Consider the following 18,305-nt stretch of genomic DNA (forward strand, 5'->3'; position numbering starts at 1 on the left):
AATCAATGTCATGACCACCAGGACCGACGCCCCGACGCGTCGCGAGCAGATCCTCAAGGCGGCCGCGCGCCTGTTCGCCGAGCGCGGCTTCCACGGCGTCGGCGTCGACGAGATAGGGGCGGCCGTCGGTATCAGCGGACCCGGCCTGTACCGCCACTTCCCCGGCAAGGACGCGATGCTCGCGGAGCTGCTGGTGGGCATCAGCGAACGCCTGCTGAGCGGCGGCCGGCTCCGCGTCGAGGAGGCGCCGGCCGACCCCGAGGCGCTGCTCGCCTCGCTCATCGACGGGCACATCGACTTCGCTCTCGACGACCGCCCGCTGATCACACTCCACGACCGCGAGTTGGACCGGCTGCGCGACAGCGACCGCAAACTGGTGCGGCAGTTGCAGCGGCAGTACGTCGAGCTGTGGGTCACCGCGGTCCGCGAACTCCACCCGGACGTCGCGGAGTCGGAGGCCAGAGCGGCGGTCCACGCGGTGTTCGGCCTGCTCAACTCCACGCCGCATCTGGGCTCGTACGGCGGCGGCCTGCCGGGCCGCGCGGCGACGGAGACACTGCTGCGGCGCTTGGCACACGGGGCTTTCGCGTCACTGGCGGGCTGAGGACCTGGGGTTCTGCCCAGCCGTCCGCCGCTGCCGTCCAACGTTCGGGACGCAGGGCGCCGCGGGCGTGCCGGACGGCACAATGGGCTCATGCCGATACCCAGCCGTGCCGCCCTTGTCGACCACCTCGTCCGCACACGTATCGCCGGAGACGTCGCCACCCCCCGCGACAACAATCTCTCCCACTACCGCAAGCTCGCCAACGGCGACCGTCACTTCTGGCTCGGCCTGGAGCTCGGCGACCGGTGGACCGATGAGCAGGATGTGCTCGCCGTGATGGCCGAGCGGTGCGGTGTCAACGACGATCCCCAGCACCGGGCCGGGCAGGACACCATCGACCCCGAGCTGACCGTCGACGCCCTGGACCGGCTGGCCGCCCGGCTGCGGAAGGCCGCCGCCGGGCAGGAGCGGGTGCTGTTCGCGACCGGGCATCCCGGCGGGCTGCTGGATGTCCACAGACAGACCGCCGACGCGCTGCGGGCCGCCGGGTGCGAGATCGTACGGATTCCGGGCGGGCTCACCGCCGACGAGGGCATGGTGTTCCAGTTCGCGGACATCGCGATGCTGGAGCGCGGCGCGACCCTGTGGCACACGCACTCCCCGGCGCCCATGGCCGCGATCCTGGACGCGCTGGAGCGGGAGGCCCGCCCGCAGCCCGACCTGGTGGTGGCGGACCACGGCTGGGCCGGGTGCGCGGGACAGCGGGGTCTGGACTCCGTCGGGTACGCGGACTGCAACGACCCCGCGCTGTTCATCGGGGAGGCGGAGGGGACCCTCCAGGTGGTGGTGCCCCTGGACGACCACGTCACCGATCCCCGCTTCTACGACCCGATGGCCGAGTATCTGCTGGACGCGGCGGGGCTGACGTCCCAGGGCTGACGCCCGACGGCTGACGGCGGGGCGGCGCACACGCCCGCCGCCTGACCGTCCTCAGGCGCGGGGTACGCGAACGACGCCCTCCTGGATGACGGTGATCGCCAGCCGCCCGTCCTGCGTGTAGATCCGCGCCTGGCCCAGACCCCGGCCGCCGGAGGCCGACGGTGACTCCTGGTCGTAGAGCAGCCACTCGTCCGCCCTGAAGGGGCGGTGGAACCACATCGCGTGGTCGAGCGACGCGCCCACGACATCGCCGACCGCCCAGCCCCCGCGGCCGTGCGCGAGCAGCACCGAGTCGAGCAGCGTCATGTCGGAGACGTACGTGGCGAGGCAGACGTGCAGCAGCGGGTTGTCGGCGAGCTTGCCGTTCGCCCGGAACCAGACCTGCGAGCGCGGCTCGCGCGCCTCGCCGACCGTTCCGTACGGCGGGGCGTCGACGTACCGGAGATCGACCGCCGCCCGCGCCTCCAGGAAACGGTCGGCCACGCCCGGATCGACGAAGCGGTCCGCGTAGCGCGGCAGCATCTCGGCCGCCGTCGGCAGCGTCTCCGGGTCCGGCGCGGCAGGCATTTCCGCCTGGTGCTCCAGCCCCTCCTCGTACGTCTGGAACGACGCCGAGAGATGGAAGATCGGCTGCCCGTGCTGCACGGCCACCACCCGGCGTGTGGTGAAGGAGCGGCCGTCGCGGATCCGGTCGACCGTGTAGACGATCGGCGCGCCCGGGTCGCCCATGCGCAGGAAGTACGAGTGCAGGGAGTGGGCCGTGCGGTCGTCGGGCACGGTGCGGCCCGCGGCGACGAGAGCCTGGGCCGCGACCTGCCCTCCGAAGACGCGCGGGACCACCGCGGACCGGGACCGGCCGCGGAAGATGTTCTGCTCGATCTGCTCCAGGTCGAGCAGATCGAGCAGGTCGTCGAGCGCTTGGTTCACGGATGGAACCTACAGGCCCATCGACTTGGCGATGATGGACTTCATGACCTCGCTGGTGCCGCCGTAGATGCGGTTGACGCGGTTGTCGGCGTACAGGCGGGCGATCGGGTACTCGTTCATGTAGCCGTAACCGCCGTGCAGCTGGAGGCACTTGTCGATGACGCGGTGCGCCACCTCGGTGCAGAACAGCTTCGCGGACGCGGCCTCCGCGGCGGACAGCTCGCCCGCGTCCAGGGCCTCCAGGGTACGGTCGGCCACGGCCTCGGCGGCGTCCACCTCGGCCTGGCAGGCGGCCAGTTCGAACTTGGTGTTCTGGAAGGAGGCGACCGGCTTGCCGAAGACCGTGCGGTCCTGCACGTACTGCTGGGCGAACCGGACGGCGGCCTTGGCCTGCGCGTACGCGCCGAACGCGATGCCCCAGCGCTCGGAGGGCAGGTTCTGGCCGAGGTAGTAGAAGCCCTTGTTCTCCTCGCCGAGCAGGTCCTCGACCGGCACCTTCACGTCGACGAAGGCCAGCTCGGCGGTGTCGGAGGTGCGCAGGCCGAGCTTGTCCAGCTTGCGGCCGACCGAGTAGCCCTCCGACTTGGTGTCCACCGCGAACAGCGAGATGCCGAAGCGGCGGTCGTCCTCACGCGGGGCGGAGGTGCGGGCGCACACGATCACGCGGTCGGCGTGCACACCACCGGTGATGAAGGTCTTGGCGCCGTTGAGGACGTAGTGCGTGCCGTCTTCCGAGAGCTTGGCCGTGGTCTTCATGCCCGCGACGTCGGAGCCGGTGCCCGGCTCGGTCATCGCCAGCGCCCACATCTCCTCGCCGGTGACGAACTTCTCGAGGTAGCGCTTCTTCTGCTCGTCGGTGGCAAGCAGCTTGATGTACGGCAGGGCGAGCAGCACATGCACGCCGGAGCCGCCGAAGTTGACGCCCGCGCGGGAGGTCTCCTCGTAGAGCACGGCCTCGAACTTGTGCGTGTCCAGGCCCGCGCCGCCGAACTCCTCGGGGACGTTGATGCCGAAGACGCCCAGCTCACCGAGCTTGTAGTAGAAGTCGCGGGGCGCCTGGCCGGCCGCGAACCACTCGTCGTAGACGGGGACGACCTCGGCCTCGATGAAGGCGCGGATGGTCTCGCGGAACGCCTCGTGGTCCTCGTTGAAAACGGTACGGCGCACGGGGACGCCCCCCTTCCCTTTGCGGCTGGACCGCCGCCGCTCCCGCGGAGGTGGTTCAGCGCCATCGTGGTTGCTCAATTGATGGTGCAACTAAGCGCTTGCTCAGACAAAGTTACCCGGCGGTCACCGGGGCTGTCCAGGGTGGGGGACGGTCGTTCGCGTCACAGCGAGCGCAGCGCGAACCACAGCTCCATCCGTACGTCCGCGTCGTCCAGGTCCTCGTCGAGCAGGGTCGCGCAGCGGGCGATGCGCTGGCGGACGGTGTTGCGGTGGACCTCCATCGCCGCGGCGGTGCGGTCCCAACTGCCGTGCAACGACAGCCAGTTGCGCAGGGTGTCGAGCAGAGCTGGGGAGTCCGCGATCGGGGCGAGACGCAGCCGGGCATGGGCGGCCGCCTCCTCGGGGGCCAGCAGCGCCGAGAGCGAGGTGCCGCGGTGCCTGACCAGCTCAGTGCGGGTGGCGGCGGCCCGGTGCACGGCCCTGGCGGCCTGGCTGTCGGCGGCGGCGAGCTCTTCGGGGAGGACGGGGGCGCTCACGCCGAGCAGCCAGCCGGGCTGCGGGGTGACCTCGCTGTCGGCCGGCAGCAGGATCCGTACGGTCCCGTCGTCGGCCGGGTCGACGAGCGCGCTGCCGAGCGCTGCGCCGAGCGCGGACGCGGCGAAGGGGGTGCCGCTCCCGCCGCGTGCGTGGACGACGGTCCACCGCTCGGCCCCCAGCAGTGCCGCGGCCTCGGAGGCCCCCGCCCCGAGCAGCAGCCGTACGAGGGCGGCGCTGCGCCCGCTGCTGTCGGCGCCCTGGTGGGGCGCGGTGAGCAGCGAGAGGAGGACGACGGCGACTCCGGCGACGGTGTGGTCGCCGGCCTCGCGCACGGGGGTGGCGAGCCCGAGGACGAGCCTCTGGTGCCCACCGAGGGCGTAGGCGGCGAGCTGCGCGCCGGGAATGGCGTCACTGGCGGAGGCGGGCACGGGCCCGGCCTGCCCCGCGTCGTCCCCCGGCGTTCCCGGCAGCGGTTTCACCACCTGCGCCAGCCGCCTCAGCGCCGCCCCCGCGTCCGGGCTCGGCGCGCGGCCCGACGACGAGAGTTCCGTGCCGTCCGGGGCCAGCAGCACCGCCTGGCCGCCCAGGCGGGACGCCAGCTGGTGCAGGACCGCCGGGACCGGGTCAGGGCGGGCCGCCGCCGCGGCGAGGCCCTGCTGGGCCTGGGTCACCCGGCGCAGTTCCCGGTGGCGCGCCTCCGCCATCAGGCGCCAGACCGCACGCGCCACCGCCGTGAACGTCGTCTTCGGCGGCACCTCGAGCAGCGGCAGCCCATGCCGGTCGCACGCCTCGATCAGCGCCTGAGGCACCGTGTCGTACACCGGCGCCACGCCGAAGCCCAGCGCCGCCGCCCCCGCCTGCACGATGCGCGAGACGTACATGTCGGGGTCCTTGAGCAGCACCCCCGCGCTCAGCAGCAGCTCACCGCCGAGCAGATACGGATAGGGGTCCGCCATCTCGGAGGTGTGCACCATGCGCACCGCCGCGCCCGCCTCCACCGGCCCGGCGATCTGGCGCAGACCGAGTTCCTCGCGGGCCAGCAGTGCGGCGAGAGGGATCGGTGGGGTCGGTGGGGCTGCTGCGATCTCCGGCATGGACAGTCCATCCATAGGCGGCGTCAAGAATGGATGAAACGTACACTTCAGCGATGCTTTCCGGCCACCTACCGTCGTCGCACAAGACCTGAGGACCCGGGGGACGAGACGAAAGGAAGCCGATGGCTGTCGACTATGCAGTAATCGTCGTTTACCTGGCCGGCATGCTCGGCATGGGCTGGTGGGGCATGCGCCGCGCGAAGTCCAAGAGCGAGTTCCTGGTCGCCGGCCGCCGGCTCGGCCCCTGGATGTACTCCGGCACCATGGCCGCCATCGTCCTCGGCGGCGCCTCCACCATCGGCGGCGTGGGCCTCGGCTACAAGTACGGCCTCTCCGGCGCCTGGATGGTCTTCGCCATCGGCCTCGGGCTGCTCGCGCTGAGCATATTCTTCTCCGCGCGCATCGCCCGCCTCAAGGTCTACACCGTCTCCGAGATGCTCGACCTGCGCTACGGCGGCAAGGCCGGCATCATCACCGGCGTCGTGATGTGGGCGTACACCCTGATGCTCGCGGTCACCTCGACCATCGCGTACGCCACGATCTTCGACGTCCTCTTCGACATGAACCGCACCGTCGCGATCATCCTCGGCGGCTCGATCGTCGTCGCGTACTCCGCGCTCGGCGGCATGTGGTCGATCACCCTCACCGACATGGTGCAGTTCGTCGTCAAGACCGTCGGCGTACTGCTGCTCCTGCTGCCCATCGCGGTCGTCAAGGCGGGCGGCTTCGCCGAGATGAGGGCCCAGCTGCCGAACGAGTACTTCGCACCGCTCGGCATCGGCGGCGAGACGATCTTCACGTACGTCCTGATCTACACCTTCGGCATGCTGATCGGTCAGGACATCTGGCAGCGCGTCTTCACCGCCCGCACCGACAAGGTCGCCCGCTGGGGCGGCACCGTCGCAGGCACCTACTGTCTCGTCTACGCCCTGGCCGGCGCGGTCATCGGCACCGCGGCCAAGGTGCTCTACCCCAAGCTGGGCAACGCGGACGACGCCTTCGCCACCATCGTCAAGGACGAACTCCCCATGGGCGTGCGCGGCCTGGTGCTCGCCGCCGCGCTCGCCGCGGTGATGTCCACCTCCTCCGGCGCGCTCATCGCCTGCGCCACCGTCGCCAACAACGACATCTGGTCGCGGCTGCGCGGCGCGGTCTCGGCGCGCGGCGACGATCCGCACGACGAGGTCAAGGGCAACCGGGCCTTCATTCTCATCATGGGCGTCGCCGTCATCTGCATCGCCATCGCCCTGAACAACGTCATCGAGGCGCTGACCGTCGCGTACAACCTCCTCGTCGCCGGTCTGCTGGTGCCCATCCTCGGCGGTCTGCTGTGGAAGCGCGGCACGGTCTACGGGGCGCTCGCCGGAGTCGTCGTCGGCGGCGGGGCCGTGATCGCCCTGATGGCGAAGTACTCGATCCTCGCGACCGAGCCCATCTACTACGGCCTGCTGGCCTCGCTCGCCGCGTACGCGATCGTCAGCCTGTGCACCCGGCCGACGGACGAGGCGATCCTGGCGAACTGGCGCGAGCGGCTGGCCGGCCGCCCAGGTGCCGAGGCTGAGGCCCCGGCCGAGCCCGCCGCTGTCCCCAGCTAGCGCCCACAGCTAGAGTCAAACCGCAACGAAGCGTAGGAAAGAAGGCAATTCACATGAGCAGCACCGAGCAACCGCGCGGCCCGATCGACTCGTCCCGTATCCCGCGGTACGCCGGACCCGCCACGTTCGCCCGGCTGCCCCGGCTCGACGAGGTCGGCCGCGCCGATGTCGCCGTGGTCGGTGTTCCCTTCGACTCCGGGGTCTCCTACCGGCCCGGCGCGCGCTTCGGCGGTAACGCGATCCGCGAGGCGTCGAGGCTCCTGCGCCCGTACAACCCGGCGCAGGACGCCTCGCCCTTCGCTCTCGCGCAGGTCGCGGACGCGGGTGACATCTCCGCGAACCCGTTCAACATCAACGAGGCCGTCGAAACGATCGAGGCCGCGGCCGACGAACTACTGGGTACCGGCGCGCGGCTGATGACGCTCGGTGGCGACCACACCATCGCGCTGCCCCTGCTGCGTTCGGTCGCCAAGAAGCACGGCCCGGTCGCCCTGCTCCACTTCGACGCGCACCTGGACACCTGGGACACGTACTTCGGCGCGGAGTACACCCACGGCACGCCGTTCCGCCGGGCCGTCGAGGAGGGCATCCTCGACACCGAGGCGCTCTCGCACGTCGGTATCCGCGGCCCCCTGTACGGCAAGCAGGACCTGACCGACGACGAGAAGATGGGCTTCGGCATCGTCACCTCCTCCGACGTCTACCGCCGGGGCGCCGACGAGGTTGCCGACCAGCTGCGCCAGCGCATCGGTGACCGTCCGCTCTACATCTCCATCGACATCGACTGCCTCGACCCGGCCCACGCCCCGGGCACCGGCACGCCCGAGGCGGGGGGCATGACCTCCCGCGAGCTGCTGGAGATCCTGCGCGGTCTGGCCTCCTGCAACCTCGTGTCGGCGGACGTCGTCGAGGTCGCGCCCGCGTACGACCATGCCGAGATCACCTCGGTCGCGGCGTCCCACACGGCGTACGAGCTGACCACGATCATGTCCCGCCAGATCGCGGAGACCCGATGACCCACGATCACGACCTGGTCCTGCGGCCGACCGAGGCGCAGACCGCGGCCGCGCTGAACCCGCCGCCCGGCCGCAACGGGGGCGACCTCGTGGTCGAGACGCTCCAGGGCCTGGGCGCGACGACGGTCTTCGGCCTGCCCGGCCAGCACGCGCTGGGCATGTTCGACGCGCTGCGCCGCTCCTCGCTCTCGTACGTCGGACTGCGCGTCGAGAACAACGCGGGCTTCGCCGCCGACGCGTACGGCCGTCTGACGGGTGAAGTGGCCCCGCTGCTGCTCTCCACCGGCCCGGGTGCGCTGATGGCACTGGCCGCGCTCCAGGAGTCGGCGGCGGCTTCTGCGCCCGTGCTGGCGATCGGCAGTCAGGTGCCGACGGCCGGTCTTGGCGGTGGCCGCCACGGCTATCTTCACGAACTGCGCGACCAGCAGGCGTCGTTCCGCGACATCGTGAAGTCCGTGCACACCGTGCGTACGGCTTCGCAGATCCCTTCGGCTATCGCGGCGGCGTGGAAGTCGGCGCTGACGGCTCCGCACGGCCCGGTATGGGTGGAGATCCCCCAGGACGTTCTTCTGGCGAGGACGACGCTGCCGGTCGTCACGGCGATGGACGCGACCCCGGACGAGGTCGTGCCGCGCCCTGAACTGACCGCGGTGGCAGCCGACTTGCTGTCTCGCGCCTCCCGCCCGGCGATCATCGCGGGCGGCGGAGTCGTACGCTCCGACGCGTCCGGCAAGCTCCTCGCGCTCGCGGAGAAGCTGGACGCCCCGGTCGTCACGACCTTCGGCGGCAAGGGCGCGTTCCCCTGGGAGCACCCGCTGTCACTCCAGTCCTGGCTGGAGGACCGCCACACCACGGACTTCCTCGAGTCGGCGGACGTCCTGCTCGTGGTCGGATCCGGCCTGGGCGAACTGTCCTCGAACTACCACACGTTCGCACCGCGCGGCCGGGTCATCCAGATCGAGGCGGACGCGGGCAAGCTGGAGTCCAATCACCCGGGCCTCGGCATCCACGCGGATGCGCGCCTGGCGCTGTCGGCGCTGCTGGAGACGGTGGAGGAGCGCGAGGACGCCACGGCGGCGGAGCGTGTCCGTACGGTCCTGACGCAGGTCCGCGAACGAATCGCGTCCCAGGACCTCCCCCTGGAACAGCAGGTGCTGGCGTCCGTACGCGAGGCCCTGCCGGACAGCTCGCCCAGCTTCTGGGACATGACGATCCTGGCCTACTGGGCCTGGTCCGCCTTCGACGCCCGCCACCCGAACACGATGCACTCGGCCCAGGGCGCGGGCGGCCTCGGCTACGGCTACCCGGCGGCGCTGGGCGCCGCGGCGGCGGACCGCTCCCGCCCGGTCCTCGCGGTCTCGGGCGACGGCGGCGCGATGTACTCGATCGCGGAACTGGCCACGGCACGCCAGTACGACCTCCCGGTCACCTGGCTGATCGTGGACGACGGCGGCTACGGCATCCTGCGCGAGTACATGAAGGACGCCTTCGGCGAGCCGACAGCGACGGAACTGTCCCGCCCGGACTTTGTGGCGCTGGCGGAGTCCTTCGGGGTGCCCGCGGTCCGTACGACCCCGGAGTCCCTGACGGAAGATCTGGGCAAGGCGCTCACGGAGCCGGGCCCCTCGGTGGTCGTGCTCCCCGCGGTCCTGCGGATGTTCGCCCCGACGCACGCCTGAGCCGTCCCTCTGATCCCTGGCCCCGCTGGCCCATCCCCCGAGGCAGCGGGGCCAGGCCATGTCTGAACGGCCGGGGAACGTGGACAGTTACGAGGGCATGGGGGACACGGCTTGAGCGAGCTCGTGCCCGAGGGAGCGATCGAGTAGCCCTACCCGCCCAAGCACGAGACGGTTCTTGTCAGGCACCCAAACGACGGTAAGCCCGCTTTCTGCGTGACCAAGCCCAGCTACCAGCCCCATACCCGGGTTTCGGATCAGATGGAGTCGCCGGCCACGTCCATGTATTCCTTGCGGAGAATGTCGATGATGGGGTGATCGCCGGGCAGCTCCGTGTCATCGATGAGCGTGATGGCGCGCACTCCGATGGCGGCGTTGGTCGCGAAGGCCGCTTCCATGGAAGCGAGGTCTCCGAGAGAGACGGGTGCACTCTGGTGTTCGTGGGCTTCTTGGAGGAGCCGCATCGTCACACCCACGAGGCAGTCAGCGTCCGGCCAGATCACCTGGTCGCCGTCGAAGAAACCGATATTCCAGCTGCAACCCTCGGAGATGAGCTCTCCCCCGTCTGCGAAGAGCGCGTCGTCGAATCCGTTGCGCTGAGCCGCGCGCCGATGGCGGAGCAGCCCGAAGAGCCCCACGCTCTTCACCTCGGGAGCGTCTCGTACGTACAGGGACGACTGCACGCGCAGGGGTGGGAGGGGCAGGGTGGCGGCCGACCTCCGCGTGACGAGGATTTGAGGGTCTGTGGCGTGGTCCGGATGCCCCAGGTCCGTGGTCGGGTCGAACACCGTGACGCGGATCGTGGTCGACCCGTGGGCCGGTGCCATTCGCCGGATGAGTTCGCGTACACGCTCGGTGTCGAGGTCCGCTCCGAACAGGGCAAGGCAGTCACGGGCGAGCCGGTCCAGGTGAAGTGACAGGCCGCGAACTCGGCCTTCGTCCACTCGAAGACTGGTGAAGTGGCCGTAGTTGGTGAGAGCGAGTGTCTGGAGCTCATCCAGGCTGACGGGGCGTCCGTTGAGTTCTGCCATGCGGCCAGCATGGCAGTCGCACCCGTCGCGCCTGCGCCACGAGCCCTCGCGCGGCCCCTCGCCGACGAGAACGGCGCGCAGCTCGCGCTCGAGCGCGGGTTCACCGCGGGGGTCGGCAACACCGTCCGGCTCTACCTCGCCGACCTACGGCATGCCACCGACGTCACCGATGTCGAGTACGTCACAGGACAGCAAGGCGTCCGGCTCGTACGCAAGGCACTGCTCGCCGACCTCGTCGACTGCCCCTCCCTCGGCGCGCCCGCCAAGCAGCCCCAGCTCAATCCCCTCCTCGACAACATCGAGGCCCTGGCCGTCACTTCGCACGGCCCCGGCGGCCGGCTCCGGCTCCTGCTCGCCGGCGACGACAACCAGAACGCTTCCCAGATCACCAGGCTGTACCGGCTGACGGCTCGGCTCCCGTGCAACCACTGAGGCCGTACAACTTTTCGGCCACTCGTGAGTCATGTGGAGCGGGTGCGCTGAAAAAGCGCACCCCCTCCAGCACAAGGGGACGGAAAGCCTCCATGACTCACCACCGAATAACGGGCCGCATGACGGGCCGCGTATCCCGGCGCGCCCGTGCCGCCGCCGCGGCCCTCGCCGCGGGTGTGCTCGTGCCGCTGGCCGCGGGCGCGACGCCCGCGGCCGCCGCGACGCCGACGGTCAGCTGCACCTCCGGCAAGTCGGGACTCGCCGCCAAGCTGACCCAGGACATCACCGCCTCGCTCGTGGGCCGCGCCTCCACCACCGCCGTCGCCGTGCGCGACAACACCACGAACACCACCTGCGGGCTGCGGATCGGCGACCGTTACGACTCCGCCAGCGTCGTCAAGGTCACCGTCCTGACGACGCTCCTGTGGGACGCGCAGAAGACAGGTCGTCAGCTGACCGACCGCGAGAAGCAGCTTGCCTCCGACATGATCACCAAGTCGGACAACGCCGCCACCAGCGCGCTGTGGAAGCAGCTCGGCGTCACCAAGATCCAGGGCTTCCTCAACGCCGCCAAGATGTCCCGGACCATCCCCGGCTCGGGCGGCTACTGGGGCCTCACCCAGATCAGCGCCGGCGACCAGATGCTGCTGCTGAATCTGCTGGCACTGAAGAACACCGTCCTCACCGACGCCTCGCGCGGCTACACCCTCGGCCTGATGTACAAGGTCGTGCCCTCGCAGCGCTGGGGTGTCTCGGCCGGCGCCCCGAGCACCGCCCGCATCCAGATCAAGAACGGCTGGCTCTCGCGGGCCACGCATGGCTGGCGCGTACACAGCATCGGCGCCTTCACCAGCGGCGGTCACAGCTACACGATCTCCGTGCTGACGCACGACAACAGCTCCATGCAGTACGGCGTCGACACCATCCAAAGGGTCGCCCGCGCGGTCCACAAGGACCTGGCCCCCGCGGCCACCGCGACGGCCGAGGTCTTCGCGCCGCCCGCCGTCCCGCAGGAGGCCCTGCCGGGCACCCCGGAGACGGCCCCGAGGGATGCGGTCCCCGCCACCCGCTGATCCACCGAATTGTTGCGGCGGGATGAAATCCGCTGCTCGCCGCGTTGGTGCCTTCCGGTAGACCAGATCAAAACGGGAGGCACCACGTGGCGTCGGCAGAGCAGTCGGCAGATCAGGGGTGGGCGCGGCGGCTGTCCGGATATGCCTGGAGGTACCGGCGCAACGTCGTACTCGCGCTCGGCTCCTCGCTGGTCGGCATGGCCGTCATGGCGCTCGTCCCCCTGATCATCAAGGTCGTCATCGACGACGTCATCGCCGACCGGACGAGCTCTCTCGCCCTCTGGACCGGCCTGCTGATCGCCGCCGCCCTCGTCGTCTACGTCCTCACCTACATCCGCCGCTACTACGGCGGCCGCCTCGCCCTCGACGTCCAGCACGACCTCCGTACCGAGATGTACGGGACCATCACCCGCCTCGACGGACGCCGCCAGGACGAACTGTCCACCGGACAGGTCGTCGGCCGCGCCACCAGCGACCTTCAGCTCATCCAGGGCCTGCTCTTCATGCTCCCGATGACCATCGGGAACATCCTGCTCTTCCTCATCTCCCTGGTGATCATGGCGTGGCTGTCGCTGCCGCTCACCCTGATCGCGATCGCCGTCGCCCCCGCCCTCTGGTTCATCGCCAAGCGCAGCCGCACCCGGCTGCACCCCGCCACCTGGTACGCGCAGAGCCAGGCCGCCGCCGTCGCGGGCGTCGTCGACGGCGCCGTCTCCGGCGTACGCGTCGTCAAGGGCTTCGGGCAGGAGGACCAGGAGACCGGCAAGCTGCGCGAGGTGAGCCGGAAGCTCTTCGCGGGGCGGCTGCGCACCATCAAGCTCAATGCGAAGTACACCCCCGCCCTCCAGGCCGTCCCCGCGCTCGGACAGGTCGCGATGCTGGCGCTCGGCGGCTGGCTCGCCACCCGCGGCCAGATCACGCTGGGCACCTTCGTCGCCTTCTCCAGCTATCTCGCGCAGCTCGTCGGCCCGGTCCGGATGCTCGCCGTGGTGCTGACCGTCGGACAGCAGGCGCGGGCCGGCGTGGAACGCGTACTGGAGCTGATCGACACCGAGCCCACCATGAAGGACGGCACGAAGGAGCTCGCGGCAAACGCCCCCGCCACCGTCGAGTTCGACGACGTGACCTTCGGCTACGACGAGGAGCGCCCCGTCCTCGACGGCTTCTCGCTGGAGATCAGGCCCGGCGAGACCGTCGCCGTCGTCGGCTCCTCCGGCAGCGGCAAGTCCACCGTCTCGCTGCTGCTGCCCCGCTTCTACGACGTGACGCACGGCGCGGTCCTGGTCGGCGGTCACGATGTGCGCGAGCTGACCCTCGACTCGCTGCGCGCGGCCATCGGTCTCGTGCCGGAGGACAGCTTCCTCTTCTCCGACACGGTGCGCGCGAACATCGCCTACGGAAAGCCGGACGCCACCCAGGAAGAGATCGAGACCGCGGCGCGCGCCGCGCAGGCCGACCGCTTCATCGCCGAGCTGCCCGGCGGCTACGACACCAAGGTCGGCGAGCACGGCCTCACCCTCTCCGGCGGCCAGCGCCAGCGCATCGCGCTCGCCCGCGCGATCCTCACCGACCCCCGGCTGCTCCTCCTCGACGACGCCACATCGGCCGTCGACGCACGCGTCGAGCACGAGATCCACGAGGCGCTCAGATCGGTCATGGCCGGGCGTACGACCCTGCTGATCGCCCACCGCCGCTCCACCCTCGGCCTCGCCGACCGCATCGCCGTGCTGGACGGCGGACGGCTCGCCGACATCGGCACGCACGCGGAGCTGACGCGCCGCTCGGCCCTGTACCGGCGGCTGCTGACCGACCCGGACGAGCTCGGCGGCGTATCGCCGGGGCACACACCGCTGCCGGCCGCGGAACCGGAAGAGGACCACTCCGTACGGGACGAACTGGACGCCGAGTTCGACGCCGAGCGCGGCCTCACGCCCAGGCTGTGGGAGCGCGAGGAGAACGCCGAGTCATCGTCCCTCGTAGCCTCCGGCACGGGAGGTACCCCCATCCCCGGCGCAACGCCCGAACTGCTCGCCCAGGTCGAGGCGTTGCCCCCGGCCGACGGCACCCCCGCCGTCGACGAGGCCCGCGCCGTGCTCCCCGAGCACGAGTACGGGCTGCGCCGCCTGCTGCGCGGCTTCGGCCTGCCGCTGCTGGTCAGCCTGCTGCTGGTGGCCGTCGACGCGGGCATGGGCCTGCTGCTACCCATATTGATCAGGCACGGCATCGACGAGGGCGTCAGCCGGATGGCGCTCGGCGCGGTGTGGGCGGCTTCCGCGCTCGCGATGGTGACCGTCGTCGTGCAGTGGGCCGCGCAGATCGGCGAGACCCGGATGACGGGCCGCACCGGCGAGCGGATCCTCTACTCCCTGCGCCTGAAGATCTTCGCGCAGCTCCAGCGGCTCGGACTCGACTACTACGAGCGCGAGTTGACCGGCCGGATCATGACGCGGATGACGACGGACGTGGACGCCCTGTCCACGTTCCTGCAGACCGGACTGGTCACCGCGTTCGTCTCGGTGGTGACCTTCTTCGGCATCATGGTCGCCCTGCTCGTCATCGACGTACAGCTGGCGCTGGTGGTCTTCGCGACCCTGCCGGTACTGATCTTCGGCACGTACTTCTTCCGCAAGCAGAGCGTGAAGGCGTACGAACTGGCCCGTGAGCGCATCAGCGTCGTCAACGGCGACCTCCAGGAGTCCGTGTCCGGACTGCGGATCGTCCAGGCGTTCCGGCGCGAGCGTGACGGCGCGGACAGGTTCGCCGCTCGCAGCGACAGCTACCGCCAGGCGCGGGTCCGCGGCCAGTGGCTGATCTCGGTCTACTTCCCCTTCGTGCAGCTGCTGTCCTCGGTGGCCGCGGCGGCCGTGATGATCGTCGGCGCCGGCCGGATCGAGGCGGGCACTCTGACCGCCGGCGCGCTCGTCGCGTATCTGCTGTACATCGATCTGTTCTTCGCGCCGGTGCAGCAGCTGTCCCAGGTCTTCGACGGCTACCAGCAGGCGACGGTGTCGCTCAGGCGCATCCAGGAACTGCTCCAGGAGCCGACGTCGACCGCCGCCGCGAAGGAGCCCCTCGATGTGCTGTCGCTGCGCGGCGAGATCGCCTTCGAGGACGTGAACTTCGCCTACGGGGACGAGGAAGACGCCCTCATCGGCATCGATCTGCGTATCCCGGGCGGTCAGACGGTCGCCTTCGTCGGCGAGACCGGCGCGGGCAAGTCGACGCTGGTCAAGCTGGTCGCGCGGTTCTACGACCCGACGAGCGGCCGGGTCACCGCCGACGGCGCCGATCTGCGCGAGCTGGATCTGACGGCGTACCGGCACCGGCTCGGCGTCGTCCCGCAGGAGGCGTACCTCTTCGCGGGCACGGTCCGGGACGCCATCGCCTACGGCCGCCCCGGCGCGAACGACGCCGAGGTGGAGGCCGCAGCCCGGGCGGTCGGCGCCCACGACATGATCGCGACCCTCGACGGCGGCTACCTCCACGAGGTCTCCGAGCGCGGCCGCAACCTCTCAGCGGGCCAGCGCCAGTTGATCGCCCTGGCCCGCGCCGAGCTCGTCGACCCGGACATCCTGTTGCTCGACGAGGCGACCGCGGCCCTCGACCTGGCCACCGAGGCCCAGGTGAACCAGGCCACGGACCGCCTCACTGGCCGCCGCACCACGCTGGTCGTCGCCCACCGCCTGACGACGGCGGCGCGCGCGGACAGGGTGATCGTGATGGACGGCGGCCGGGTCGCGGAGGACGGCACCCACGAGGAACTGCTCGCGCTGGGCGGCACGTACGCGACGCTGTGGCGGACCTTCATAGGGGAGGACGAGCCCGCCACTGTGTGAGGGGTCGCGATGTTGTGGCGGACCTTCATGGGGGGGAGGACGAGCCCGCGCCGGTGTGACCCGGCTCGCCTGCCTCAACCTCACGGACGGCGCCTCGCGCACCGGACAGTTGGCCGACTGCCGCGACACGCCTTCCGCGCCCGCCGGCAGGAGCCGAATGCCTGATAAACCAGGACCAATCTGACGGCGGCTCGGAATCCGGTGAAGGGCAGGCACGTGAACACCCCCAAGATCGACGACGCTTCGGCGCCGCCAACCATGTCCTCCGCCGTTGGGTGGCGACAGCGATCCCACGACCTCGCCACCCCCCGCCCGGCCCCCGTCCCTCCCTCCTCCGAACCCGTCCGCTCGCGCGCCGACGCCGTCGCGCGAGCCGTCGTACAGTCCGCGGTGCTGCTGCTGACCGTGCTTCTGCTGCTGCTGATCCAGCGACTGCCGTGGAACGGCGACCTCGGCCTCCACGCCGCGACGATCGAGCGGCTGCGCGCCGATCTGCTCCACCCGGGCAGCCCGCAGGTCGATGCCGACACCGACAGCCCGTACTACTCACCGTGGACCGTGCTGCTCGCCCTGGTGGCCAAGGCGACCGGAGAGAACGCCTTCACGGTGCTGCGGATCGCGGCCCTGATCACGCTCCCTCTGCTGCTCACCGGTATCCGGCAGTTCACCCGCACGCTCAGCACACGCCGGCTCGCGCCGGCGCTGGCCGTGCTCTGCCTGCTGCTGCTCTGGGGGCCGCCGCTGCTCGCGTGGAGCGGTTTCCTGGAGCTCGGCTCGCTCGCGCTCGTCATCTCGTACCCGAGCACCTTTGTCGTCGCGCTCTCCTTCCACTTCTGGGCGCTGCTCACCAAGGCCCTGCGTACGGCGGCGTCTTGGAGGGCCTTCCTCGGGCTCGGCCTGATGTGGGCTGTGATCATGCTCAGCCATCAGTTCTCGGGGGTCGTCGCGACCTTGGGGGCTCTGGCCGTGCTGCTCTCCGCACGGCCGTGGCCGGCCAAGGAGACCTGGCTGCGGCTGGCGTGGGGCATCGTGCTCGGCGTCGCTGTGATCGCCGTGTGGCCGTACTACTCGTTCTTCTCGCTGTTCGCCTTCGACGGGCTGGAGGAGATCCACCACTCGCTGTACAGCGATATGCCGGCACGCTTCGGTCTTGCCCTCATCGGGGTTGTCGCTCTGCTGTTCCGGTGGCGGCGGGACAAGCGCGACCCGCTGGTGATCCTCTTCGCGCTGGGCACGCTGTTGGTCGCGGCCGGCGGTCTCACGGGCCACTGGTCGTGGGGCAGGGCGCTGCCCGCGGCGATCATCCCCGCGCAGTTGGCCATCGCCCTCGCGATCGCTGAAGCCGGGAGCAGGTTCGCCCGCAATGCCCTCGCGGCGGTCACAGGCGCGGCGTTGCTGTTCGGGGCATGGACCCAGTCCACCGCCCTCGGTTATGTCTTCATCGGTGAAGCACTGCCCCAGGCCGTACGGGAGAAGTCCTGGCCGTCCTGGCAGGGCCGCGAGTGGGTGGCACGCGCGGTGAAGCGCGGCGACACCGTCATGACGACGTACCGCACCAGTCTGGTGCTTCCTGCGTACGGCATCTACACCGTCGCCCCCGGCTTCGACGACATCTTCCTGCCGGACCAGAAGGAGCGGCACGCAGCCGTTGAGCGCTTCTTCGCGCGCGACACGTCACGCGAGGACCAGCTCGACATCCTGCACCGCTACAACGCGAAGTGGCTCCTGCGGTGGGACGTCGAGGGCGGTCCGCCCTCGAAGGACCCGGCGCTGCGCCTGGTCGACATCGGGCCCGACGGCCAGATGCTGTACAAGGTGGTGGGCTGACCGGGCGCTGGACATTGCCTGTGAGGAGCCCTCCACCGTGTGACGGATTCGTGCGCGTCGCAACCGTTCGGCCCCCGCCTGCGTCGTACGCATGTACGGAGCTGTGACAAGGGGGCGCGAGAGTGTTCGGTGGGGCGGGGAACAAACGACTGGGGCGACGACTCGGGCGGCGGATGCTCGCGCAGGGCCTCGCCGTGCTCATGGCCGTGGCCGCCCTCACCCTGGCAGGCCCGGGCACACAGCGCGCCGACGCCGTCGTCTCCGTCTGCAGCGGGCGGCCGCTGAAGACCGTCAAGTTCGCCACCGGTGAGCTGCGCGTCTACAAGAAGCGGCAGTACGCCTGCGCCGTCACCGTCTCCAACACGCCCGGCACCCGGCGCGCCATGTCCGTCTCCCTCCAGGCGCGCGGCGGCCACCCCGCCGGGGACAAAGGCACCTTCACCCGTCATGCGGGCCCCGTCACCGTCCACGCCCTCAACCGTTGCGTACGGGCCACCGGCGCCGTCTCCGGCGTCGCGGGCTCGACCGGCTGGATCCTCTGCTGACCGGGCTCCGGGCCCACTTGACCGAGACCCGCGCCAACTGGGGCTGGCGGGCCGGGCATTGCCCCC

General features: G+C 70.6%; 13 protein-coding genes and 1 pseudogene. 10 read left to right on the forward strand and 4 right to left on the reverse strand.

From position 1 onward, the window contains the following. Positions 1-10 precede the first annotated feature (10 nt). Both ACH492_RS25280 and ACH492_RS25285 read left to right on the forward strand, forming a co-directional pair. Complete coding sequence (locus ACH492_RS25280) at positions 11-604, forward strand: TetR/AcrR family transcriptional regulator (RefSeq protein ID WP_398989955.1); 594 nt, start codon at positions 11-13, stop codon at positions 602-604. A 90-nt stretch (positions 605-694) separates the two neighbouring features. Beyond that, positions 695-1,483, forward strand: coding sequence for a phosphatase (locus ACH492_RS25285; RefSeq protein ID WP_398989956.1), 789 nt, complete (start codon positions 695-697; stop codon positions 1,481-1,483). Between the two features lie 51 nt (positions 1,484-1,534). On the opposite strand, the gene tesB is transcribed toward ACH492_RS25285, so the two are convergent. From tesB to ACH492_RS25300, 3 genes are all read right to left on the reverse strand, one after another. Continuing rightward, entirely contained in the window at positions 1,535-2,410 is an 876-nt protein-coding gene (gene tesB, locus ACH492_RS25290) for an acyl-CoA thioesterase II (RefSeq protein WP_398989957.1), read from the reverse strand. Positions 2,411-2,419: 9 nt separating this feature from the next. Beyond that, on the reverse strand, positions 2,420-3,577 hold the full coding sequence (locus ACH492_RS25295; protein ID WP_398989958.1) for an acyl-CoA dehydrogenase family protein: 1,158 nt from the start codon (positions 3,575-3,577) through the stop codon (positions 2,420-2,422). 161 nt (positions 3,578-3,738) lie between these two features. Next, positions 3,739-5,208 (reverse strand): PucR family transcriptional regulator, encoded by a 1,470-nt coding sequence (locus ACH492_RS25300; protein WP_398989959.1) that lies wholly within the window; start codon positions 5,206-5,208, stop codon positions 3,739-3,741. 122 nt (positions 5,209-5,330) lie between these two features. On the opposite strand from ACH492_RS25300, the gene ACH492_RS25305 reads away from it, so the two are divergent. Genes ACH492_RS25305 through ACH492_RS25315 form a run of 3 tightly spaced genes read left to right on the forward strand, consistent with a single transcriptional unit; the run spans position 5,331 to position 9,498 of the window. Then, positions 5,331-6,803, forward strand: coding sequence for a sodium:solute symporter (locus tag ACH492_RS25305; protein WP_398989960.1), 1,473 nt, complete (start codon positions 5,331-5,333; stop codon positions 6,801-6,803). A gap of 53 nt (positions 6,804-6,856) precedes the next feature. After that, on the forward strand, positions 6,857-7,819 hold the full coding sequence (gene speB, locus ACH492_RS25310) for an agmatinase (RefSeq protein WP_398989961.1): 963 nt from the start codon (positions 6,857-6,859) through the stop codon (positions 7,817-7,819). Further along, positions 7,816-9,498 carry a thiamine pyrophosphate-binding protein gene (locus tag ACH492_RS25315; protein WP_398989962.1) on the forward strand — a complete coding sequence of 561 codons (1,683 nt, stop codon included), beginning with the start codon at positions 7,816-7,818 and terminating at the stop codon, positions 9,496-9,498. The genes speB and ACH492_RS25315 overlap by 4 nt, the downstream gene beginning before the upstream one ends. A 254-nt stretch (positions 9,499-9,752) precedes the next feature. On the opposite strand, the gene ACH492_RS25320 is transcribed toward ACH492_RS25315, so the two are convergent. After that, positions 9,753-10,526 (reverse strand): aminotransferase class IV family protein, encoded by a 774-nt coding sequence (locus tag ACH492_RS25320; RefSeq protein ID WP_398989963.1) that lies wholly within the window; start codon positions 10,524-10,526, stop codon positions 9,753-9,755. Between the two features lie 69 nt (positions 10,527-10,595). Here ACH492_RS25320 and ACH492_RS25325 point away from each other — a divergent pair. The 5 genes and pseudogenes from ACH492_RS25325 to ACH492_RS25345 form a co-directional block, all read left to right on the forward strand. Beyond that, positions 10,596-10,958 (forward strand): annotated as a pseudogene (locus tag ACH492_RS25325) (esterase-like activity of phytase family protein); the annotation flags it as partial. Between the two features lie 119 nt (positions 10,959-11,077). Further along, positions 11,078-12,031 carry a serine hydrolase gene (locus tag ACH492_RS25330; RefSeq protein ID WP_398989964.1) on the forward strand — a complete coding sequence of 318 codons (954 nt, stop codon included), beginning with the start codon at positions 11,078-11,080 and terminating at the stop codon, positions 12,029-12,031. 86 nt (positions 12,032-12,117) lie between these two features. Next, positions 12,118-15,867, forward strand: coding sequence for an ABC transporter ATP-binding protein (locus tag ACH492_RS25335; protein WP_398989965.1), 3,750 nt, complete (start codon positions 12,118-12,120; stop codon positions 15,865-15,867). 216 nt (positions 15,868-16,083) lie between these two features. After that, positions 16,084-17,694, forward strand: coding sequence for a hypothetical protein (locus ACH492_RS25340; RefSeq protein WP_398989966.1), 1,611 nt, complete (start codon positions 16,084-16,086; stop codon positions 17,692-17,694). Positions 17,695-17,867: 173 nt separating this feature from the next. Then, positions 17,868-18,239, forward strand: coding sequence for a hypothetical protein (locus ACH492_RS25345; protein ID WP_398990039.1), 372 nt, complete (start codon positions 17,868-17,870; stop codon positions 18,237-18,239). The last annotated feature ends 66 nt before the right edge of the window (positions 18,240-18,305 follow it).

This window comes from Streptomyces sp. NPDC019443, assembly GCF_044389785.1.
Lineage (GTDB): Bacteria > Actinomycetota > Actinomycetes > Streptomycetales > Streptomycetaceae > Streptomyces.

What these genes read in the sequence shown, in the direction of transcription:
- ACH492_RS25345 (WP_398990039.1), top strand. Translation starts at nt 17,868, where the DNA reads ATGCTCGCGCAGGGCCTCGCCGTGCTCATGGCCGTGGCCGCCCTCACC.
- ACH492_RS25285 (WP_398989956.1), top strand. Translation starts at nt 695, where the DNA reads ATGCCGATACCCAGCCGTGCCGCCCTTGTCGACCACCTCGTCCGCACA.
- ACH492_RS25330 (WP_398989964.1), top strand. Translation starts at nt 11,078, where the DNA reads ATGACGGGCCGCGTATCCCGGCGCGCCCGTGCCGCCGCCGCGGCCCTC.
- ACH492_RS25305 (WP_398989960.1), top strand. Translation starts at nt 5,331, where the DNA reads ATGGCTGTCGACTATGCAGTAATCGTCGTTTACCTGGCCGGCATGCTC.
- speB (WP_398989961.1), top strand. Translation starts at nt 6,857, where the DNA reads ATGAGCAGCACCGAGCAACCGCGCGGCCCGATCGACTCGTCCCGTATC.
- ACH492_RS25320 (WP_398989963.1), bottom strand. Translation starts at nt 10,526, where the DNA reads ATGGCAGAACTCAACGGACGCCCCGTCAGCCTGGATGAGCTCCAGACA.
- ACH492_RS25280 (WP_398989955.1), top strand. Translation starts at nt 11, where the DNA reads ATGACCACCAGGACCGACGCCCCGACGCGTCGCGAGCAGATCCTCAAG.
- ACH492_RS25300 (WP_398989959.1), bottom strand. Translation starts at nt 5,208, where the DNA reads ATGCCGGAGATCGCAGCAGCCCCACCGACCCCACCGATCCCTCTCGCC.
- ACH492_RS25315 (WP_398989962.1), top strand. Translation starts at nt 7,816, where the DNA reads ATGACCCACGATCACGACCTGGTCCTGCGGCCGACCGAGGCGCAGACC.